The organism is Brevundimonas sp. Root608, from assembly GCF_001427825.1.
Classification (GTDB): domain Bacteria; phylum Pseudomonadota; class Alphaproteobacteria; order Caulobacterales; family Caulobacteraceae; genus Brevundimonas.
Map to the genome: position 1 here is coordinate 36,376 of NZ_LMGT01000005.1, position 19,078 is coordinate 55,453.

The 19,078-nt window shown below is 69.7% G+C and carries 24 protein-coding genes; 14 read left to right on the top strand and 10 right to left on the bottom strand.

The window, feature by feature from the left end; all coding sequences use genetic code 11:
- Positions 1-58 precede the first annotated feature (58 nt).
- Both ASD59_RS08435 and ASD59_RS08440 read left to right on the top strand, forming a co-directional pair.
- Positions 59-2,542 carry a helicase-related protein gene (locus ASD59_RS08435; RefSeq protein WP_055830809.1) on the top strand — a complete coding sequence of 828 codons (2,484 nt, stop codon included), beginning with the start codon at positions 59-61 and terminating at the stop codon, positions 2,540-2,542.
- On the top strand, positions 2,539-2,820 hold the full coding sequence (locus tag ASD59_RS08440) for an RNA-binding S4 domain-containing protein (RefSeq protein ID WP_055830811.1): 282 nt from the start codon (positions 2,539-2,541) through the stop codon (positions 2,818-2,820). The genes ASD59_RS08435 and ASD59_RS08440 overlap by 4 nt, the downstream gene beginning before the upstream one ends.
- 3 nt (positions 2,821-2,823) lie before the next feature.
- Here the strand turns inward: ASD59_RS08440 and ASD59_RS08445 are convergent, their stop codons facing one another.
- The gene (locus tag ASD59_RS08445; RefSeq protein ID WP_055830813.1) at positions 2,824-3,447 is read right to left on the bottom strand and encodes a YceI family protein; all 624 of its coding nucleotides are present in this window, start codon (positions 3,445-3,447) and stop codon (positions 2,824-2,826) included.
- A gap of 174 nt (positions 3,448-3,621) precedes the next feature.
- Between ASD59_RS08445 and fdxA the strand changes: the two genes are divergently transcribed.
- The gene (gene fdxA, locus ASD59_RS08450) at positions 3,622-3,963 is read left to right on the top strand and encodes a ferredoxin FdxA (protein WP_055830815.1); all 342 of its coding nucleotides are present in this window, start codon (positions 3,622-3,624) and stop codon (positions 3,961-3,963) included.
- A 317-nt stretch (positions 3,964-4,280) separates the two neighbouring features.
- A complete protein-coding gene (locus tag ASD59_RS08455) occupies positions 4,281-4,844 on the top strand; it encodes a CarD family transcriptional regulator (protein ID WP_055830821.1) in 564 nt (187 codons plus the stop codon).
- A gap of 58 nt (positions 4,845-4,902) precedes the next feature.
- On the opposite strand, the gene ASD59_RS08460 is transcribed toward ASD59_RS08455, so the two are convergent.
- Positions 4,903-5,265 (bottom strand): c-type cytochrome, encoded by a 363-nt coding sequence (locus ASD59_RS08460; RefSeq protein WP_082560132.1) that lies wholly within the window; start codon positions 5,263-5,265, stop codon positions 4,903-4,905.
- 146 nt (positions 5,266-5,411) lie between these two features.
- Here ASD59_RS08460 and ASD59_RS08465 point away from each other — a divergent pair, with 146 nt between their 5' ends.
- A complete protein-coding gene (locus tag ASD59_RS08465; protein WP_055830824.1) occupies positions 5,412-5,780 on the top strand; it encodes a hypothetical protein in 369 nt (122 codons plus the stop codon).
- Here the strand turns inward: ASD59_RS08465 and ASD59_RS08470 are convergent.
- Positions 5,777-6,247 carry a DUF3617 domain-containing protein gene (locus tag ASD59_RS08470; RefSeq protein WP_055830826.1) on the bottom strand — a complete coding sequence of 157 codons (471 nt, stop codon included), beginning with the start codon at positions 6,245-6,247 and terminating at the stop codon, positions 5,777-5,779. The genes ASD59_RS08465 and ASD59_RS08470 overlap by 4 nt on opposite strands.
- 214 nt (positions 6,248-6,461) lie before the next feature.
- On the opposite strand from ASD59_RS08470, the gene rpmB reads away from it, so the two are divergent.
- The 3 genes from rpmB to ASD59_RS08485 all read left to right on the top strand — a co-directional run bounded on the left by rpmB (position 6,462) and on the right by ASD59_RS08485 (position 8,998).
- Positions 6,462-6,758, top strand: coding sequence for a 50S ribosomal protein L28 (gene rpmB, locus ASD59_RS08475; RefSeq protein WP_055830828.1), 297 nt, complete (start codon positions 6,462-6,464; stop codon positions 6,756-6,758).
- A gap of 82 nt (positions 6,759-6,840) precedes the next feature.
- Positions 6,841-7,173: an MmcQ/YjbR family DNA-binding protein gene (locus ASD59_RS08480; RefSeq protein WP_055830830.1), complete on the top strand. Its 333-nt coding sequence runs from the start codon at positions 6,841-6,843 to the stop codon at positions 7,171-7,173.
- 64 nt (positions 7,174-7,237) lie between these two features.
- Positions 7,238-8,998: a M1 family metallopeptidase gene (locus tag ASD59_RS08485; protein WP_235561774.1), complete on the top strand. Its 1,761-nt coding sequence runs from the start codon at positions 7,238-7,240 to the stop codon at positions 8,996-8,998.
- Here the strand turns inward: ASD59_RS08485 and ASD59_RS08490 are convergent.
- Positions 8,995-9,771, bottom strand: a complete 777-nt coding sequence (locus tag ASD59_RS08490) for a transglutaminase-like domain-containing protein (protein WP_055830832.1) — start codon at positions 9,769-9,771, stop codon at positions 8,995-8,997. The two genes, ASD59_RS08485 and ASD59_RS08490, sit on opposite strands and share 4 nt — an antisense overlap.
- 115 nt (positions 9,772-9,886) lie before the next feature.
- Between ASD59_RS08490 and ASD59_RS08495 the strand changes: the two genes are divergently transcribed.
- Positions 9,887-10,408, top strand: a complete 522-nt coding sequence (locus ASD59_RS08495; RefSeq protein ID WP_156376980.1) for a hypothetical protein — start codon at positions 9,887-9,889, stop codon at positions 10,406-10,408.
- Between the two features lie 52 nt (positions 10,409-10,460).
- Here the strand turns inward: ASD59_RS08495 and ASD59_RS08500 are convergent, their stop codons facing one another.
- From ASD59_RS08500 to ASD59_RS08510, 3 genes are all read right to left on the bottom strand, one after another.
- Positions 10,461-11,021, bottom strand: a complete 561-nt coding sequence (locus ASD59_RS08500; RefSeq protein ID WP_055830837.1) for an HNH endonuclease — start codon at positions 11,019-11,021, stop codon at positions 10,461-10,463.
- A 133-nt stretch (positions 11,022-11,154) separates the two neighbouring features.
- Entirely contained in the window at positions 11,155-11,805 is a 651-nt protein-coding gene (locus ASD59_RS08505; RefSeq protein ID WP_235561775.1) for a trimeric intracellular cation channel family protein, read from the bottom strand.
- Positions 11,802-12,458 (bottom strand): DNA-3-methyladenine glycosylase family protein, encoded by a 657-nt coding sequence (locus ASD59_RS08510; RefSeq protein WP_055830841.1) that lies wholly within the window; start codon positions 12,456-12,458, stop codon positions 11,802-11,804. The genes ASD59_RS08505 and ASD59_RS08510 overlap by 4 nt, the downstream gene beginning before the upstream one ends.
- Before the next feature lie 44 nt (positions 12,459-12,502).
- Between ASD59_RS08510 and ASD59_RS08515 the strand changes: the two genes are divergently transcribed.
- Positions 12,503-13,633 (top strand): cupin domain-containing protein, encoded by a 1,131-nt coding sequence (locus ASD59_RS08515; RefSeq protein WP_055830843.1) that lies wholly within the window; start codon positions 12,503-12,505, stop codon positions 13,631-13,633.
- Positions 13,634-13,635: 2 nt separating this feature from the next.
- Positions 13,636-14,487 (top strand): tRNA glutamyl-Q(34) synthetase GluQRS, encoded by an 852-nt coding sequence (gene gluQRS, locus ASD59_RS08520; protein ID WP_055830845.1) that lies wholly within the window; start codon positions 13,636-13,638, stop codon positions 14,485-14,487.
- Here gluQRS and ppk2 read toward each other — a convergent pair whose 3' ends face one another.
- Positions 14,488-15,231 carry a polyphosphate kinase 2 gene (gene ppk2 / locus ASD59_RS08525; protein ID WP_055830847.1) on the bottom strand — a complete coding sequence of 248 codons (744 nt, stop codon included), beginning with the start codon at positions 15,229-15,231 and terminating at the stop codon, positions 14,488-14,490.
- 153 nt (positions 15,232-15,384) lie between these two features.
- Between ppk2 and ASD59_RS08530 the strand changes: the two genes are divergently transcribed.
- The 3 genes from ASD59_RS08530 to ASD59_RS08540 all read left to right on the top strand — a co-directional run bounded on the left by ASD59_RS08530 (position 15,385) and on the right by ASD59_RS08540 (position 17,691).
- Positions 15,385-16,488, top strand: coding sequence for a serine hydrolase domain-containing protein (locus tag ASD59_RS08530; RefSeq protein ID WP_055830849.1), 1,104 nt, complete (start codon positions 15,385-15,387; stop codon positions 16,486-16,488).
- Positions 16,489-16,537: 49 nt separating this feature from the next.
- Positions 16,538-17,296 (top strand): extensin-like domain-containing protein, encoded by a 759-nt coding sequence (locus ASD59_RS08535; protein ID WP_055830851.1) that lies wholly within the window; start codon positions 16,538-16,540, stop codon positions 17,294-17,296.
- Positions 17,297-17,487: 191 nt separating this feature from the next.
- Entirely contained in the window at positions 17,488-17,691 is a 204-nt protein-coding gene (locus ASD59_RS08540; RefSeq protein WP_055830853.1) for a cold-shock protein, read from the top strand.
- Between the two features lie 16 nt (positions 17,692-17,707).
- Here the strand turns inward: ASD59_RS08540 and ASD59_RS08545 are convergent, their stop codons facing one another.
- A complete protein-coding gene (locus ASD59_RS08545) occupies positions 17,708-18,607 on the bottom strand; it encodes a DMT family transporter (protein ID WP_055830855.1) in 900 nt (299 codons plus the stop codon).
- 174 nt (positions 18,608-18,781) lie between these two features.
- Positions 18,782-18,976 carry a KGG domain-containing protein gene (locus ASD59_RS08550; RefSeq protein WP_055830857.1) on the bottom strand — a complete coding sequence of 65 codons (195 nt, stop codon included), beginning with the start codon at positions 18,974-18,976 and terminating at the stop codon, positions 18,782-18,784.
- Between the last annotated feature and the right edge of the window lie 102 nt (positions 18,977-19,078).

A 19,078-nucleotide genomic window follows, 5' to 3' on the forward strand; every position in this document is an offset into this window, starting at 1 on the left:
GCCGGCCGCCACGGCGCCGCTTGAGGAACCGGTCGGGACACGCCACCTTTTCAGCATCATGAGTGATCGCAGCACCGGTCAGCCCCCCTCGCGCGTCGTCGCGGTCCTGGGGCCCACCAACACCGGCAAGACCCATCTGGCGGTCGAGCGGATGCTGGGCCACGCCTCGGGCATGATCGGTCTGCCCCTGCGGCTGCTGGCGCGCGAGATCTACGACCGGATCGTCAAGCGCCGCGGCGCGGCGGCTGTGGCCCTGGTCACCGGCGAGGAGAAGATCGTCCCGCCGCGGGCCGTCTATTTCGTCTGCACCGTCGAGGCCATGCCGATGGAGCGGTCGGTCGAGTTCCTCGCCGTCGACGAGATCCAGCTGGTCGCCGATCCCGAGCGGGGTCACGTCTTCACCCAGCGGCTCCTGCATGCGCGCGGGCGGTTCGAGACCATGTTCCTGGGCGCCGGGACGATGGCTCCGCTGATCCGCGCCCTGGTTCCCGACGTGGAGATCGTCTCGCGCGAACGGCTGTCGACCCTGTCCTACGCCGGATCCAAGAAGCTGACCCGCCTGCCGGCCCGCAGCGCCATCGTCGCCTTCTCGACCGAGCAGGTCTACGCCATCGCCGAGTTGATCCGGCGCCAGCGCGGCGGCGCCGCCGTGGTGATGGGCTCGCTCAGTCCCCGCACCCGCAACGCCCAGGTCGAGCTGTTCCAGTCGGGCGAGGTCGATTTTCTGGTCGCCACCGACGCCATCGGCATGGGGCTGAACATGGAGGTCGACCACGTCGCCTTCGCCGGCCTGCGGAAGTTCGACGGGCGACGGACGCGCTGGCTGCACGCCCACGAGATCGGCCAGATCGCGGGCCGCGCCGGACGGCATCTGCGTGACGGCACCTTCGGGGTCACCGGAGAATCGCTGGAGCTGGACCCCGATCTGGTCGAACAGGTGGTCGAGCACCGCTTCGACCCGGTCGAGGGGGCCGAATGGCGCAATGCCCGGCTGGATTTCGACACCCTGCCCGACCTGTTGCGGTCGCTGGTCGTCACGCCGGGCCGGACGGGTCTGAGCCTGACCCAGCCGGCGCTGGACGAAACCCTGCTGCGGCGCCTGATCAAGGATGAGGAGGTCGCGCGCGTCGGCCGCTCGCGCGGCGCCATCATGCGGCTGTGGGAGGCCTGCCAGCTGCCGGACTTCCAGAAGACGACGCTGGACGAACACGGCCGGCTGGCGAAGGACATCTTCCAGGCTCTGACCGGCAGGCGGGGCCGACTGACCGAGGACTGGATCGCGCCCCGCTTCGCCGAACTGGACCGCGACGATGGCCAGATCGACCAGCTGTCGGCCCGTCTCAGCGGCGTGCGCACCCTCAGCTACATCGCCAACCGTCCCGACTGGCTGGATCAGGCCCAAGGCTGGCGCGACCGCACCAGGGCGCTGGAGGAGCGGCTTTCGGACGTCCTGCACGAACGACTGACCGCGCGCTTCGTCGACCGGCGCACGACCGCCCTGATGCGGGCCCTGAACGTGCGCGAGGACGCGGTCGCGGACGTCGACGCCGAAGGGGCGGTCATCGTCGAGGGCCATGCGGTCGGGCGGCTGACCGGCGTGGACTTCCAGATCGACAAGGGATCCTCGGCCCTCGAGGACCGGGCCCTGCGGCATGCCGCGCGGCAGGCGGTGACGCCCGAGATCGCGCGCCGGCTTGGCCGGCTGGCGGCCGACGCGGACGAGGCGTTCAGCGTCACCCCCGAAGGCGCGGTGCTGTGGCGCGGCGTTGCGGCCGGTCAGGTGACGGGCGGAAGCTGGTTCGCGCCGCGAGTGCGGCTGTCGGGCGAACTGGGGCCGGCGGCGGGGCGCGAGCGGGCGCAGCGGCGGCTGGAGGCGTGGCTGGCCGGCGAGGCCGGGCGGGCGCTGAAGCCGCTGGCGCGACTGAAGGCGGCGGTGGAGAGCGGGACCTTGAAGGGCCTGCCGCGCGGGATCGCCTTCCGCCTGATCGAGGCCGGGGGAGTCATCGACCGGCGCGACGTCGAGCGCGATCTGGCGGCGCTGAGCCAGGTCGAGCGGCGCACGCTGAGGACCTTCGCCGTGCGCATGGGGACCCATTCGGTCTGGCTGCCGGGGGTGCTGAAGGCGCGGGCGCGAACCCTGGCCCAGGCCTTTGTCGCCGGCGAGCCGTTCCGGCCGGGAGCCACGACCCTGACCGCCCTGCCCGAGCCGCCGCCCTCGCCGCGCCTGCTGTCGGCCTTCGGCCTGCGCGCGGTCGGCAAGGTCGCCGCCGCGGTGGACCTGCTGGAGTCGATGAGCGAGCGCCAGGCCGCCGGCAAGGGCGTGCTGACCGACGCCGACGTCGGGGCCCTGGGCGTTTCGCTGGACGAGGCCAGGGCCCTGACCGCCGCGCTGAAAGCCTCGCGCGCGCAGAAGCCGGATCGGGGCGACCGGCCAAGGACGGTGAAGGACTCGCCGTTCGCCGTCCTGTCGGCCCTGACGGCGGCGCCCCCGCCCGCCCGCGCGAAACGCAGACGCCCCCGCCGGAACCGCGCGCCGGCATGAGCGAGACGGCCTGTCGCATCGATGTGTGGCTGTGGCGCGCACGCTTCGCGAGGACGCGGTCGCTGGCGGCGGCCATGGTCGAGCGGGGCGCGGTCCGGCTGACCCACCAGGGGCGACAGGCCCGGCTGGACAAGCCCAGCCGTTCCGTTCACGTCGGCGACGGTCTGGTGTTCGCCATCGGCGGACGGCTGGTCGACCTCACGGTCGAGGGCCTGGGCGAGCGGCGCGGTCCGCCCGAGGAAGCCCGCGCCCTCTATGTCCTCGCCCCGACCGACTGACGCCTACGGCTGCCGGACGAACTCGCCTTCGATGTGCAGCGTCACCTCGTCGCCCAGCACCGGGAGGCCATAGGCGATGCCGAACTCGGACCGTTTGATCGTGGCCTCGCCGTCGAACCCGGCCTTGTAGGCGCCCATGGACGGGCCGGCCTGGTTGAACTCGACCGCCATGGTCACCGGACGGGTGACGCCGCGCAGGGTCAGGTCTCCGACCACGACGGCTTCCGACGGGTCGGCGGCGTCGATCGTGACCGAGCGCGAGACGAAGGTGGCGACAGGATGGTTTGCGGTGTCGAAGAAGTCGGCCGTCTGCAGGTGGGCGTCCAGTCCGTCGGAATTGGTGTCGACCTCGGTCAGGGGGATGGTCGCCGTCAGCGTCGAGGCCGAGGGGTTGGCAGGGTCCAGGGTCAGGTTCGCCTGCACCGCCACGAACTGGCCGACGTAGGTCGAGAAGCCCATGTGGTCGACCGACCAGGTGATCTTGCCGTGCGCGGAATCCAGCTTGTAGGTCCCCGCCTGGACCTCGGCCGGGGTCTGGGTCAGGACGGCCTGGGCGACCACGGCGCCGCCGGCCAGAAGGCTGAGCGAGGCGGCGGCGGCGATGACGGTGCGGGAGACGGGATGCATTGTGTGAAATCCTCTGGATGTCGGGCGATCTGTAATCGCATCTGATACAGATAGAGCGCCCATCGTCCATGACAACCCCCCGGATGCGTCACGTCCGCCCACCGAGTTGACAGCCGCGGCCGCGGGGGTCATCTGCGCAACCCGTCCCCGAAACCGCGCGATCCCCTCCGCCCCATGACCTACATCGTCACCGACGCCTGCGTGAAATGTAAGTTCATGGACTGCGTCGAGGTCTGCCCGGTCGACTGCTTCTACGAGGGGGAGAATTTCCTCGTCATCGCCCCGGACGAATGCATCGACTGCGGCGTATGCGAGCCGGAATGCCCGGTCGACGCCATCGTGCCCGACACCGAGGACGAGCCCGACGGCAAATGGCTGCTGGTCAACGCGGAATACGCCAAGGTCTGGCCCAACATCACCGTCAAGGGCACGCCCCCGGCCGACGCCGAACAGTTCGAGCGCGAAACCGGCAAGTTCGAGAAATACTTCTCGGAAAAGCCCGGCAAGGGCTCCTGACGGCAACGGCGGCGCCTGTTCGCCGCCATCGGCCGGTGGGATTTACCGTTACGGCCACGCTGACGCTGTGGACGTTTTGAATTTCCCCAATTTTGTGATAGGTTCCTGTCATTGGGTCGGGCGGTAAGCGATTTTCTCGCGCCGCCCGCGTTTGCGACAGAACTCCGCCCACGAAGGCGGGGTCGGCCAGAGGTTTGGTGATCCGTTTTCGCTCCTGACGACTGATACAGCTGCGCCGCCGACGGTTCCCGTCGATGGAGAGCGCAGCCGTCACTTGCGTTGCCGCCTCATCCACCCTGCGCCGGGAAAGGAATGACATGACGAACAAGAGCGGTCTGGAATTCAAGGTTGGCGACGCGGTCGTCTATCCGGCGCACGGCGTCGGCAAGGTGGCGGCCGTCGAGACCCAGGAAGTCGCGGGCATGTCGCTGGAGGTCTATGTCGTGACCTTCGACCACGAGAAGATGACCCTGCGCGTCCCGACCAAGAAGGCGAAGACCGCCGGCCTGCGCTCGCTGGCCGCCGACGACGTCGTGACCAAGGCGCTGACGACCCTCAAGGGCCGCGCCCGCGTCAAGCGCACCATGTGGTCGCGTCGCGCCCAGGAATACGAAGCCAAGATCAACTCCGGCGACCTGATCTCGATCGCCGAGGTGGTCCGCGACCTGCACCGCGCCGACAGCCAGCCGGAACAGTCCTATTCGGAGCGTCAGCTCTATGAATCGGCCCTGGACCGCATGGCCCGCGAGGTCGCCGCCGCCAACCGCATCGACAAGGACGCCGCCGTCCAGCTGCTGGCCAAGTCGCTGAGCGCCAAGAAGGCCGTCATCGCCGCCGCCGAGGCCGCGGAAGAAGCCGCCGAGGAAGCCGAAGCGGCCTGATCAGGACGCATCGCCGAACGACGCGAAGGCCCGGGAGCAATCCCGGGCCTTCTGCCATTCAGCGGCCCGGACCGGTCCCGGACACGCTTTCGAGATAGGCGATGACGTCGGCGATCTCGGTCGGCTGAAGCTCGAAGGCCGGCATGGCCGGATGGGCGGTGACCAGCCCCTCGGCGAAGGCCTCCTGCAGGTCCCGCACAGGATACAGCACGCCCATGTCCCGGAACGGCGGCGCGGCGGCCAGGGGACTGTCCCCCGAGTGTTCGACCGCATGGCAGCCGGCGCATTGCTGTCGCACGAGGATCGCGCCCCGATCCGCGGAGCCCATGACCACCGGCTCGGTTCCATTCTGGCGGACGGCCTCGCCCGCGCAGCCCGCGAGCGCCAGCGCCCCCAGCAAGATCCAAGGTAGACCCGCCATCTCTCGATCCTCCCGTATCGCCGCCACAACGGCCGGTTTTCCCTTAGCACAGGGCCCCGCGCCGGGCTTGATCCATAGCAAGACGGAAGGCGCGATCTCGCGCTATCCTGCGGATATCGACATCCGGTTCCAGCGAGAGCGCCCCCATGACCCAATTCCACCATGTCCGCCTTGAACTCGCGCGCGAGCCCGGCCATCCGGCGGGCGACCCCACGGAAGGCTATGACATCGTCGCGCCTCTGGACGCCGACGGCCGGTTGGACGGGGAGGCCCTGCGCGCCGAGCCGGAGCGCGGCCATGTGCGGCGTTTTACCGACGGCCAGACGGTCGGAACCGGCCATCTGAAGCATGGTCCCGGCGGCCATTGGACCCTCGACCTCGACGGGGGCGACACGGCGGACGCCCGCGGCTTCCGCTTCGGCGAGGAACGGTTCGTCGCGGGGGAATACGTCAGCCTGACCCTGCCCTCGGGCGAACAGCATACCTATGTCGTGGCGCGGGTGGCCCCGGTCTAGAAATACTCGGCGTTCGCCGGGCACTGGGCGGCCAGACGGCGCGCCGTGATCGTGGCCGGAATAAAGGGGCTCCAGACGCCGGCGGCCTTGATCGAGGCGCCGCCGCGGAAGCTGAACTGCTCGGGCTGATAGGTGCCGTTCAGGCGCACGCGCACCTGACGGCCGCTGCGCGAAACGCAGTTGCCCTCGAACCGGGCGTTGCCGGCGCCCACCTCGCGCGTCGGATAGGTGCAGCGGTAGTGGCGCGTCGACAGGCCGCCGAAGAAACGATTGATCTCGCTGGGGCGCACGCATTTGGTTTCGGTGTCGCCCTGCCCCAGCGCCCGGGTGGTGTACTGCCAGTAGCCCGGCAGCACGGGCTGCGACGCCGACTGCACCGGTGCGGCCGGGCCGGCCATGGGCGCGCTGGCCATCAGCAGGGCGCCGATCAGGACGGGGGCGGTGCGGATCAGGACGGACATCTTCATGGACGGACCTCGGGCGCAGGGCTTCGCTGCATGGATAGAGCCGATATATGGCGGGATTTGAACGGCGGCTGAACGGATCACGCGCCGCCACAAGCCTTGACGCGGCGCGGTGACTTCCACTATACGGCCCCCTCTCGCGCGGGGACCCCGTCCCTGCGCGCCATTGTTTCATGCGCCCGCATCGTTCGTGGGCCGCTCCGTCAAGGATAGTCAGATGTCGCGTCGCTGCGAACTCACCGGTATCGGCCCCATGGTCGGCCACAGCGTGAGCCACTCGAACGTCAAGACCAAGCGCCGCTTCCTGCCGTCGCTGAAGACGGTCAAGGTCGCCTCGGAAGCCCTGGGCCAGTCGTTCAGCCTGCGCATCTCCAACGCCGCCCTGCGCACCCTCGACTTCAAGGGCGGTCTCGACCCGTTCATCGTCAAGGCCAAGGACGAGCAGCTCTCGACCGCCGCCCAGCGCATCAAGCGCCAGGTGAAGGCCAAGCTGGCCGAGCAAGCCGCCGCCTGATCCGGCGACGCTGCTGAAGATCTGAAGAGGCCGGCGGAGACGCCGGCCTTTTTCTTTGCCCGCGAGGTGGCACACTGCCGCCATGACCCGCGACGAGATGTACGCCTACGCCCTGTCCCTGCCCGAGGTCGAGGAGTCGACGGTGCACGGGGTCCGCTGCGTGCGCCTGCGGGGCAAGCTGCTGATCAACGACACCCGCCGGCCCGAGGCCGTCTCCCTGTCGCTCGACCATGGCGACATCGACCTTCTGATGGAGACCGAGCCGCAGACCTATTTCAAGACGCCGCATTTCGACGGCTGGCCGGCGGTGCTGGTGCGCTATGAGACCGCCGACGACGATCGCCTGCGCGAGCAGATCGACAAGGCCTGGGTCCGGCGCGCGACGAAGGCGCAACGCAAGGCGCGCGGCATATAGGGCTTTCGGGTTGCGCGGCGGACGCGCCTGTCTAGGCTGGCGGCCCAGTCCTCGGGAGCCGTTCGTGTCCTTCATCGCCTGCCGCGCCGCCCTGACCGGCGCATCCCTGCTCGCCCTCTCCGCCTGCGCCACCGCGCCGGCTGCGACAGAGAGCGTTCCGGCTTCGAACGAGCCCGCCGCCGTCGTCACGCCGGCGCGCGAATCGACCGCCTTCACCCTCGGCACCGACCAGCCGCGCACGCCCGAACAGCTGGCCATGGTGTTCGACAGGGCGGACCTGTCGATCAAGGTCATCCCCGACGACAAGGCCATCGACGCCATCGCCGTGCTGGACTTCACCGCCGCCGCGCCGCTGGCCGCCGTGGTGGTCGAACTGGACACCCTGCTGACCGTCTCGTCGGTGCAGGTCGACGGGCGCGAGGTTCCGGCGGGCGACTGGACCAATCCCGAGGGCCGGATGACCATCCCCTTGCCCCGGCCGCTGGCTGCCGGCGAAAAGGTCTCCGTCCGCATCGCCTATGCCGGCCAGCCGCGCGTCGCGCCGCACGCCCCGTGGGACGGCGGCTTCGTCTGGGCCAATACGGCGGACGGCACGCCGTGGATCGCCACCGCCGTCCAGCCCGAGGGCTGCGACCTGTTCTGGCCCTGCATCGACAGCCCCCTGGCCGAGCCGAAGCGCGTCGATCTGCACATCACCGTGCCGTCGAACCTGTCGGCGCCGTCGAACGGACGCTTCCTCGGCACGGTCGATCACGGCGACGGCTGGACGACCTGGAACTGGTCGGCCGCCAACCCCAACACCTACGCCATCGCCCTGAACATCGGGCCCTATGTCGAGCTGAAGGCCGACTACCGCAGCCGCTTCGGCAACACCGTGCCCCTGTCGTACTGGCACCTGCGCTCCGACGACCCGGTCAAGGCCCAGGCCCTGTTCGACCAGTTCGCGCCGATGATGGACTTCTACGAGGCCACCGTCGGCCCCTACCCCTTCGGCGACGAGAAGATGGGCGTGGTCGAGACCCCGCACCTGGGCATGGAGCACCAGACGATCAACGCCTATGGCAATGAATACAAGCTCGACGGCCGCGGCTTCGACTGGCTGCTGCATCATGAGCTGTCGCACGAGTGGTTCGGCAACCAGCTGACCAACCGCAACGCCGACGACATGTGGCTGCACGAGGGGTTCGGCAGCTATATGCAGCCGCTCTACGACCGCTGGCTGAACGGCGAGCGTTTCTTGCAGGCCAGCCTGCTGGAGCAGCGCCGCGACCTGAAGAACAAATTCCCCGTCGTCTCGGGCACGGAGAAGTCCGAGGACGAGGTCTACAAGGGCGACGTCGGCCCCGGCCTGGACATCTACAACAAGGGCTCGCTGATCGCCCATTCGCTGCGGATGCTGATCGGCGACGAAGCCTTCTTCCGCTCGGTGACGCGCATCGTCTACGGCACGGCGACCCCGCGGCCCGGCGCCTTCGAGCCCCGCTACGGCACGACCGACGAACTGCTGGCCATCGTCAATGAGGAGGCCGGGCGCGACCTGACCTGGTTCTTCCGCGGCTATCTCTACAACGCCGCCCTGCCCGACCTGACGCAGACCCGCGACGGCGGCGACCTGATGCTGGAATGGGTCACCGGCGACGGCGGGATCTTCCCCATGCCGGTCGAGATCGAGATCGACGGCCGCCGCCAGACCGTGGCCATGACCGGCGGCCGCGGCCGCATCGCCGCGCCGACGGGCGCCCATGTGCTGATCGACCCGGACAACAAGGTCCTGCGGCGGCTCGACTTCATCGAGGCCTGGCAGGCGGCGGGCTCCCCCGACTAGATCGCCTCCGCCGTCACCGACTGCCGCACCAGCTGGCACGAGCCCTGGGTGGTCAGGAAGGCGATGTCGGCCGCGTCCCGCCCGCAGGCGATGCGCACCAGCCCCTCGACCGGGGCCAGGCCCGTCGGATCGACCAGCCACCAGCCGTTCGACAGAAACACCTCGAAGATGGCGTGGAAGTCGGGCGGGTTCAGCTGGTGGGCGAAGGCGCTGACGGCCCGCGCCGGAATGCCGGACGCCCGGCACAGGGTGATGCCCATGTGGGTGAAGTCGCGGCACACCCCCGCCCGGTCGATGAAGGTGCGCGCCGCCGTGGTCTCGCTGTCCGAGGCGCCCGGCTCATAGTCGATCTCGGCCCTGATCCATTCGAGGATCTTCAGCACCCGGTCGCCGCCGACCGTGCCGCCGAAGGTGCGCTCGGCGAAGCGGCCGAACTGGTCCGAGGGGCAGTAGCGGCTGGGATTGAGGTAGGTCAGCACCTCGGCCGGCAGGTCGTTCCAGTCGTGCTGCACCGTCACTGGCGGCAGCCCCTTGAGCACGCCGTTGTCGACCACCGCCGAATAGCTGAGGGCCACTTCGCCCGACAGATGCGCGCGCAGGGTGCGGGCTCCGAATTCCTCATCCTCGTCCTGGATGAAGTCGATGGCGGGCGTCGTCGTCAGGCTTTCCTCGAGCACGGTCTGGCCCGGCCAATGGGCCACCTGAATCTTGTAGATGGCGTCCGTCGGCGGGTCGAAACGGTAGACCAGATCGGCGCGGACACGGATTTTCATGGAGCCTCGGGGATCGGAGCGACGGTGGAGGCGCGCGGCCCCACGACAGGAACCCCCCGCGCGACCGATCGTTCTCCCGGATGGGCAGGGGCCTGATTACGTGAGGACCAACACAATGAAAACGCTTGTATCAACCACCGTGTTCACCGCCGCCCTGCTTGTCGCGGGCGGCGCTTCCGCCCAGATCGCCGGCGGCCTCGGCGGACAGGTCGGCGGATCGGTCGGCGTTGGCGTTCCCCACACCGGATCGATCACCCATGGGGTCGGCTCCATCGCCCGCGACGGCGTCGGCATGACCCGCGAAACCGTGCGGGAGGCGCGCGACAGCGCCCGTGACGCCCGGCCCAACGCCCGGGTGAACGCCAACGCCAATGCTCGCGCCGACGCCCGCGCCAATCGCGATGGAGCCGCGGTCGACGCCGCCATCCAGACCGGCGCCATGGTCCATAGTTCGGATGGGGCCATGCTCGGCTCCGTCGTGGACGTGACGCGCAACGCGGCAGGCCGCGCCACCGCCTTCGTCGTCCGCTCGGCGGACGGCGCCACGCGCACCGTTCCGGCCGGCAGCGTGTCCGCCGACGGCAATGTGCTGGTGACCGGCTGGACCGAGAGACAGTTCAACCGTCGCCGCCGCTAAATCCGCCGGAAGACAGGAAGCCCGCGCCATCGGCGCGGGCTTTTGCTTGCCGTCACGGCTCCAGCTCGATGTCCCAGTACAGATAGTCGAGCCAGCTCTGGTGCAGATAGTGGGGCGGAAAGCGGCGCCCGAATTCCTGCAACTGCCAGGCGTTCGGCCGGTGCGGGACGCGGCGCAGCGGCATGCCGGCCTGCTGCGGCGTGCGGCCGCCCTTGCGCAGATTGCAGGGCGAACAGGCGGCGACGATGTTCTCCCAGGTCGTGCGGCCGCCCCGGGACCGCGGCACGACATGATCGAAGGTCAACTGCTCGGTCGCGTGGCAATACTGGCAGGTGAAGCCGTCGCGCAGGAAGACGTTGAAACGGGTGAAGGCGGGCTGCCGGTCCTGGTCGACATAGTTCTTCAGCGCGATCACGCTGGGCAGGACGAACTCCATCGACGGGCTGCGCACGACCTTGTCATAGGTCGAGACCACGTCGACGCGGTCCTGATACACCGCCTTGACCACCTCCTCCCACGGCCAGATCGACAGCGGATAGTAGGACAGCGGGCGAAAATCGGCGTTCAGCACCAGCGCGGGCCAGCCGGACGGGGGACGGCTCAGGACCTGCATCAGGGCCTCGCCGTCGGGGAGAGGATCATGGACGCGAACGGACTGAAGACGTGTCTCCTTCCCTGGCTCTGATCCAAGCCTAGTCCCGATTCGACGGCTTGGCGATGACCGGCCCGCGACGGTTCCGTAACGCTCAGCCCCGCGACGCGGTCCCCGGGAAGGCGGGCAGGCTCCAGCCCCAGATCAGGGCCCCGGCGCGCAGGGCGAAACCGCAGGGCGCGGCGATCAGGGCGGCGGGCCAGACGTCCATCCCGGCCACGCGCGCGACAACGAAGACGGTCGAGGCCAGAAGCGCGGCGGACACCGTGATCTCGCGTCTCAGCAGGATCGACGGCTCGCCGGCCAGCAGATCGCGCACCACACCGCCGAAACAGGCCGTCAGCGCCCCCATGACGACGCAGATGAGCGGCGCGACATCGAAGGCCTCGGCCTTGGCGGCGCCCATGACGCCATAGGCGGCGAGGCCCAGGGCGTCGAGCCACAGCAGGGCGCGGAAGCGCCACGTCCGCGCCCCCAGCATCCAGACCACCATCGAGGCCGCCAGACAGACGGCGATATAGCGCCAGTCCTGCACCCAGAAGACCGGCGCGCCGATCAGCAGGTCGCGCAGTGTTCCGCCGCCCACGCCGGTGATGGCGCCGAAGAAGGCGAAGGTGACCAGGTCGTGCCGCTGCCGCGCCGCCGCCAGCGCCCCCGTGGCCGCGAAGACCGCCACGCCCGCGAAGTCGAGCGCGCCGAGCACGGTCTCGGGGTCGGTCAGGTTCGGGTCGACGATGGGGCTCACGCGGGTTGGTCCTCCAGCGCGACCTCGCCGCGCTTGACCGTCCCATACCATCCCCAGAGCAGATGCGCCGCCACGCTGCGATGCGGCGTCCACATCGCGGCGCGGGCGTAGGCGTCCTTTTCGCGCGGGCGGAGCGGCGCCCGGTCGGCCCAGCGCATCGCCTCCTGCAGGGCGATGTCGCCGGCGGGGAAGACGTCCTGCCGTCCCTCGCAGAACATCAGAAAGGTCTCGGCCGTCCATTTGCCGACGCCCTTGATGGCGACCAGCCGGGCCACCGCCTCTTCGTCCGACAGCCGCTCCAGGTGATCGAAATCGATGCGGCCGTCTGCGTGGGCCCGGGCGATCTCGTGGCCATAGGTCGCCTTCTGGATCGACAGGCCGAAGCCGCGCAGGGTCTCGATCCCGGTGGCCAGCACCCTGTCAGGCGTGACCTCGCCCTCCAGCCCGGCGACGACACGCGCCCATATGGCGGCGGCCGAGGCGACCGAGACCTGCTGTTCCACGATCATGCGGAACAGGCCCTCGAAGCCGCCGGTGCGCAGCCGCCATTCGAACGCCGGGGTCTGCGCATGGGCGCGCTCCAGCGCCGGATCCAGCGAGGCCAGGCGTTCGCGCGCGGCGGCGATCCATTCCAGGGAAGGCGCAACAGCCATTACATCTCATCGACAGGACTGGGCGGGGGATCTAGCCTCGCGGAATGCTCAGTCTGGACGAACTGCTCCACCCGATCACCCCCGCCCGGTTCAGGGCCGACTACTACGGCCGGAAACCGCTGCATATTCCGGCGGCGGAGGGCGGGCGCAAACGCGACATCCTCACCTGGGACGGGTGGAACGCCCTGCTGGGTCAGCCGGGAATCTGGACCTCCCAGACCCTGCGTCCCATGCGCGATCACATTCCGGTTCGGAAGGATCTGTATTGCGACACGGTCCAGACGGCGAACGGGCAGGTGCATCGCCCGTCGATGCCCCGTCTCGAGATCTTTCTGGCTTCCGGCGCAAGCCTGGTGGCCAATGAGGTGCATCACCTGCACCCGCCCCTCACCCGGCTGGCCGCCATGCTGGGCGAGGCCTTCGCCGCCGGCGTCGGTTGCAATGTGTATTATTCGTCGAAGGGCGTCCGGGCTTTCGGCACCCACTACGACAACCACGAGGTGTTCGCGATCCAGACCGAGGGCGAGAAGGTCTGGAACATCTACGAGGCCCGAGCTGACAATCCCGTCGACGCCATGCCCGACAACATGGAGACGCGGCGCTGGCTCGAACAGACGCGCGGCAACCTGATGCAGGAAGTCCGAATGAGGCCCGGCGACGTACTGTACATCCCGAGGGGCTGTTATCATGACGCCCTGGCGACCACCGGTCCGTCCCTGCACGCTACCTTCGGCGTCAATCCCCTGACCGGCGCGACGATCATGTCCCTGCTCGGTCTCATGGCCGGAAAGGCGTCCCTGTTCCGGGACTGGCTGCCATCGGCGCATACGGAGGACGGCGCGCTCAAGGATCGTCTCCATGAACTGGGCGACCTGCTGGCCCATCTGGCCAAGTCTCCGCTGCTGGCCGAGGAAATCGGTCGCCTTCAGCGACGACAGATCGAGCGGCCCCGCGAGTTCGCCCTGCCGCAACTGCAGGCCATGACCCTGTATCGCACGACCGGGCGGGCTTTCCCGGACGCCGGTTTCGACCAGCGACTGGCCTACGACTGGGCCACGACGGCGCGGGAGTTCGCGGCCGAGGAAATGGCCGTCCAGTTCGACTATCTTTCCGAAGCCGAGATCCGGCTCGCTCTGGAGGCGGCGGAGCAAGCCGGCGCTATCCAGAGGGTCTGAGCGTGGCCTTCGTCACCCGCTTCGCCCCGTCGCCCACCGGCCGGCTGCACCGGGGCCACGCCTTCTCCGCCCTGAACGCCTGGACGGCGGCGCGCGCGGCCGGCGGACGGTTCCTGCTGCGCATCGAGGACATCGACCCGACGCGGTGTCGGCCCGAATTCGAGGCCGCCATCCTGGACGATCTGGCCTGGCTGGGTCTGGTTTGGGAGCAGCCGGTCCGGCGGCAGTCCGATCACCTGACCGACTATGCCGGGGTCGTGGACGTGCTGGACCGGCGCGGCCTGCTGTACCGCTGCTTCCGCACCCGCAGGGACATACTCGACTCCATCGGCGACGCGCCGCACGGACCGGTCGAGGCGGCGCGGCCCGGGCCGCACCCGGCCGATGAGGAAGCCGCCTTCCTCGCCGGGGGGCGACCCTTCGCCTGGCGTCTTTCGCTGGACCGCGCCCGCGACCTGCTGGGTCGGCGCGCTTGGGACGCCCTGACCTTCGTCGAGGAGGGGCGCGGACCGGACGGCGAACGCGGCCTGATCCGGGCACGGCCCGAGACCGCCGGCGATGTCGTCCTCGCTCGCAAGGACGCCGGCGCCGCCTATCACGTCGCGGTCACGCACGACGACGCCCTGCAGGGCGTGACCCATGTCATCCGCGGCGAGGACCTGTTCGAGGCGGCCCATATCCAGGTGCTTATCCAGAATCTGATGGGCTGGCCCACGCCCGTCTATCGCCACCACCCCCTGCTGGTCGGCGGGGATGGACGGCGCTACGCCAAACGCGACCGGTCCGTGACGCTGGGCGAACTGCGGGCCCAAGGCCTCAGTCCCGAAACCTTGAGGGCCCAACTGGGCTTCTGATCAGGACGCCAGCCGTCCCTTGGCCCGTGCGGGGTGGAAGGCCACATCGGCGTCAGGCCGCGTCTTGGAGCCTGGCCCGCCTATCGTATGCAGGATGTGGCGGATGACGTTCAGGCGCGCCGTCTTCTTGTCGTCGGTGGCGACCACGGTCCAGGGCGCGCCGCGGCTGTCGGTCTCTTCCAGCATCCGGTCGCGCGCGGCGCTGTAGGCGTCCCATCGGATCTGGGCTTCGGCGTCGAGCGCCGAGACCTTGAACCGCTTCAACGGGTCCTGAAGACGCTCGGCCAGACGACGGGCCTGTTCTTCCTTGCTGATGTCCAGCCAGATCTTGATCAGGGTGACGCCGTCGTCGACGAGCGTCCGCTCGAACCGCGGGGCGTCCTTCAGGAACTGGGCGTACTGCTCGGGTTTGCAGAAGCCCATGACCGACTCGACGCCGGCCCGATTGTACCAGGATCGATTGAACAGGACGGTCTCGCCATCGGCGGGCAGGTGGGCGACATAGCGCTGGAAATACCACTGGGTCAGTTCGCGATCCGTGGGTTTGGGCAGGGCGACGACCCGCGTCTGGCGGGGAGAGGCGTACTCCGTGATGCGCTTGATCGCCCCGTCCTTGCCCGCCGCGTCGCGGCCTTCGAAGACGATGAGGGTCTTGCGCCCTTCCTGGATGGTCCACGCCTGGGTTTCGACAAGCAGGGTCTGAAGCTTCAGGAGTTCGGCGTCGTAGTCTTTTGATTTTCCCATGCCGCCACCGTGAACCTTTCGGCGCGCCTTCAGCAAGCTCGCGCTGCGCGCGGGTCCCCGCTCAAGCCCGATCGCCGCGCAATCATTACTCCCTTCTAACGTGCCGTGAGCCGCCGATCCGGCTATCCGTCCGCAAGATCCGGGGACACGACCATGATCGCCACGCGCCGCGCCCTGTTGGGCGGCTTCTCCGTCCTGCCGCTGGCCGGCGCCTTTCCCGCCCTGGCGGCGGATGAACGCGACAGCAGGGCCGCCGCCGCCCTCGACGCGCAGTTCGCGCAGCACGCGCCGCCCGCCATGGCCTCGGCCGCGGTCGGCCGCGACGGGCTGATCTGGTCGGGCGCGCGCGGCGTCCGGCGCGCGGGCTCTGACGAGCCGGCGACGCTGGATCAGCTCTGGCACCTCGGCTCCAACGGCAAGGCGATGACGGCCGTCCTCTATGCCCGCCTGGTCGAGCAAGGCCGGGCGCGGTGGGGCGCGACCCTGCCCGAGCTGTTCCCCGGCGTCGCCATCGATCCCGCGCTGCGGGCCGTGACCATCGACGATCTGCTGTGTCACCGCTCCGGCCTGTCGGACCGCGACCTGCTGACGCGCGAGGTCATGATGGCCGGCCATGCCGACACCCGGTCGACCCGCGACCAGCGGGTGGACTTCGCCGCCATGGTCCTGGGCCAGACCCCGACCGGAACCCGCGGGACCTTCGCCTATGGCAACGGCAACTACATCCTGGCCGGGGCCGCCGTCGAACGGCTGGCCGACCGGTCGTGGGAGGAGACGATCCAGGCCGAGGTCTTCGATCCCCTGGGCATGACCTCGGTCGGGCACGGCGCGCCGAAGGGCGACAATCCGTGGGGGCACCGGTCCGTCGGCGATCAGCTGATCCCGGTCGATCCCGCCGGCGTGGCCGACAACCCGCCCTTCCTCGGCCCCGCGGGACGGATCCATATGACGGTGGCGGACTACGGTCGGTTCCTGCGCCTGTATCTGACGGAGGGCGCCGGCCTGCTGCGGCCCGAAACCATGGCGCGGCTGATGACACCGCCCGAGGGCGCGCCGCCGGCCTATGGCTACGGCTGGGGCGTGCAGCCGGGCCCGCGGCTGGGTCACGACGGCTCCAACACCCTGTGGCATGTGACGGCGCGGGTCCTGCCGGCGCGGGGCGTCGCCGTCCTGTCGGTCGCCAACCATCACGGCCGCGGCCAGCCGGCGAACCACGCCATGGTCGAGGCCCTGGCCGCCCTTTACGCCCCGGCCTGAGCGGTTCCGCTTCCGCTCCCCGCGGGGGACCGCTAAGGCTGGTCCGGCAATGAAGCGCGACTTCGCCGATTTCTGGAACCTGTTGTGGGAGCTGACGCTGGGCCTGTGCGCCGCGTTCGCCCTGCTGAACGCCTTTGTCCCGGGCCAGGACCTGCCGTGGAAGCCGCTGGATCTGAACCATCCGATTGGCCAGGCGACCGGCGCCAAGGTGGCGGATTTCGAGCTGGCCCGCACCGCCGCCCCGGAAGAGACCGCCGCCGTCACCGACGCCTGCATCCAGGTGCTGCGCGAGGCCGGCGTGACCGTCGAACGGGCCGAGGACCGCGACGACGGCGGCTTCTGCGTCGTGCGCGGGGCCGTCAGGATCACCGGCGGCGACGTCACCCCGCTGGACGGCCGCCCGGTGATGCAGTGCCCGCTGGCGGTGCGCTACGTCATCTGGGACCGCCAGGTGCTGCAGCCCGCGGCCGAGGCGGCGTTCGGCAGCCGGGTGGCGCGGATGAACGAGGTCGGCACCTACGCCTGCCGCCGCATCTATGGTCAGACCGATGTCGACGCCCGGCCCAGCGAGCACGCGCGGGCCAATGCGCTGGATATCGGGAGCATGACGCTGGAGGACGGGCGCAAGGTCTCCGTCCTGGCCGACTGGGACGGAACCGGTCCGCGGGGGGCGGAGGGCAAGGGATTCCTGAAGCGCATCCGGGACGGCGCCTGCCGGGCCTTCTCGACGGTCCTGACGCCGGACTACAACGAGGCGCACCGCAACCACCTGCATCTGGACGGGGCCCCGCGCAGTCTTTGCGCCTGATCCGCCGAACCGCGTTCGCGAAACAGGCGGTTGACCGGCCCGGTTTTGCGGGAGAAAAAGTCGCCGCAGTCCGGATTTCGCGCGGCCTCCACACCCGTGCCCGCTCCTTCGCTGAATGAGCTCGTCCAGATGGGCTGACGGGCGCTCCCCCGGGGGCGTCTGCCTGGCAAGCGCGTTCACGGAGACGCAACATGGCGACCGGTACGGTCAAGTGGTTCAACCCGACCAAGGGTTTCGGCTTCATCCAGCCTGACGGCGGCGGACAGGACGTTTTCGTCCACATCACCGCGGTCCAGAAGGCGGGCCTGCAAGGCCTGGATGAGAACGCCAAGGTCGAATACGAGCTGGAATCCCAGCGCGGCAAGACGTCAGCGATCGATCTGAAAATCCTCTGATCCCGGACTGACAGCATCACGGGACGGGCGCGGCGGCTTCGGCCTCCGCGCCTTTCTTTTGCGCGCTCGACCACTGCGCCAGCACGATGGCGACCAGCACCACGGCGCCGCCGATCATCTGCACCGGCGTCATGGTCTCGTGGAAGATCAGCCAGCCGAGGCCCGAGGCCACCACCGGCTGGATCAATATGGTCACCGCCGTCAGCGAGGCCGGCAGCCGGCCCAGCGACCAGGCCACGCCCCCCTGCCCCAGCACATGCATCACCCCCATGGCGGCGCAGGCGGCCCAGCCCGCCGCCGTCGCCGGCCACAGGTCCTCGCCCAACCCCACGGCCACGCCGAGCAGCAGCGGCGTCCCCAGGGCCGTCGACCACAGCATGATCCGCATCGCCCCCGCCGTCGCCCGCGCCGCCTTCACGGCGAGGAAATAGCCCGCGTACCAGAGCGCCACCGACAGGGAGAACAGGTCCCCCAGCGGCGGATTGGTCCCCTGCCGCCCGTCCGCCCCCGCCGACATGGCCAAGGCCCCGCCCATGGCCAGGCCGATCGCCGCCACGAACAGCCGCCGCGGCCGGTCCCGGAACACGATCCAGCCGAACAGGGTGACCACGACCGGCGTCAGGTTGCACAGCACGGTGGCGTTGGCGACCGAGGTCATGACGATGCCGTAGTGCCAGAACGACAGGTCCAGCACGAAGAACAGCGCCGCCAGCGCCATCCATTTCGACGGCCGGCCGACGCCCTCCGCGCCAGGCCGGGCGGTGAGCAACAGCAGCAGCGGCAGGGCGAAGGCGAAGCGCCAGAAGCCGGCGGCGGCGGGCCCCGTCTCGGTCAGCCGCACGAGGATGGGCGCGAACGCCAGCACGCAGGCCGAGGCGATCAGGACCATCAGGGCGGAGGCGCGGGAGGCGGGCATGGAAGGGGTATAGCGGATTCGCGGTCTCCCTCCCCCTTGTGGGGAGGGTGGCCGAGCCGAAGGCGAGGACGGGTGGGGAACCGCCGCACGGTCCTGCGCGGCCCTGACATGCCCCACCCTGTCGTCGCTTCGCGCCGACATCCCTCCCCATGAAGGGGAGGGAGAACGGGGGCGTCAGTCGCCCCTGCTCTTCTCCACCCGGCGCAGGCCGCCCTTCTGGCCCGCGGCGCGGGCGAGGTCGGCGTTCTTCGAGAAGGTGCGCTGCTCGGGACTGACGCTGGTCCCGCCCTTGGAGGCAATGGCGCGCCGCTGCTCCGGCGACATGGCCGCGAAGCCGCGCGGGCGGCCGGTGGGTTTCACTTCGGTCATGGGCTGTCCTCTCTCGCAGGTTGAACGCGAGAGAGCCGGGTTTCCGTCGCCGGAAGAGTTGCGGATCGGCGGCGCGCGGCCGGACGGGGCGAATGTCCCCGG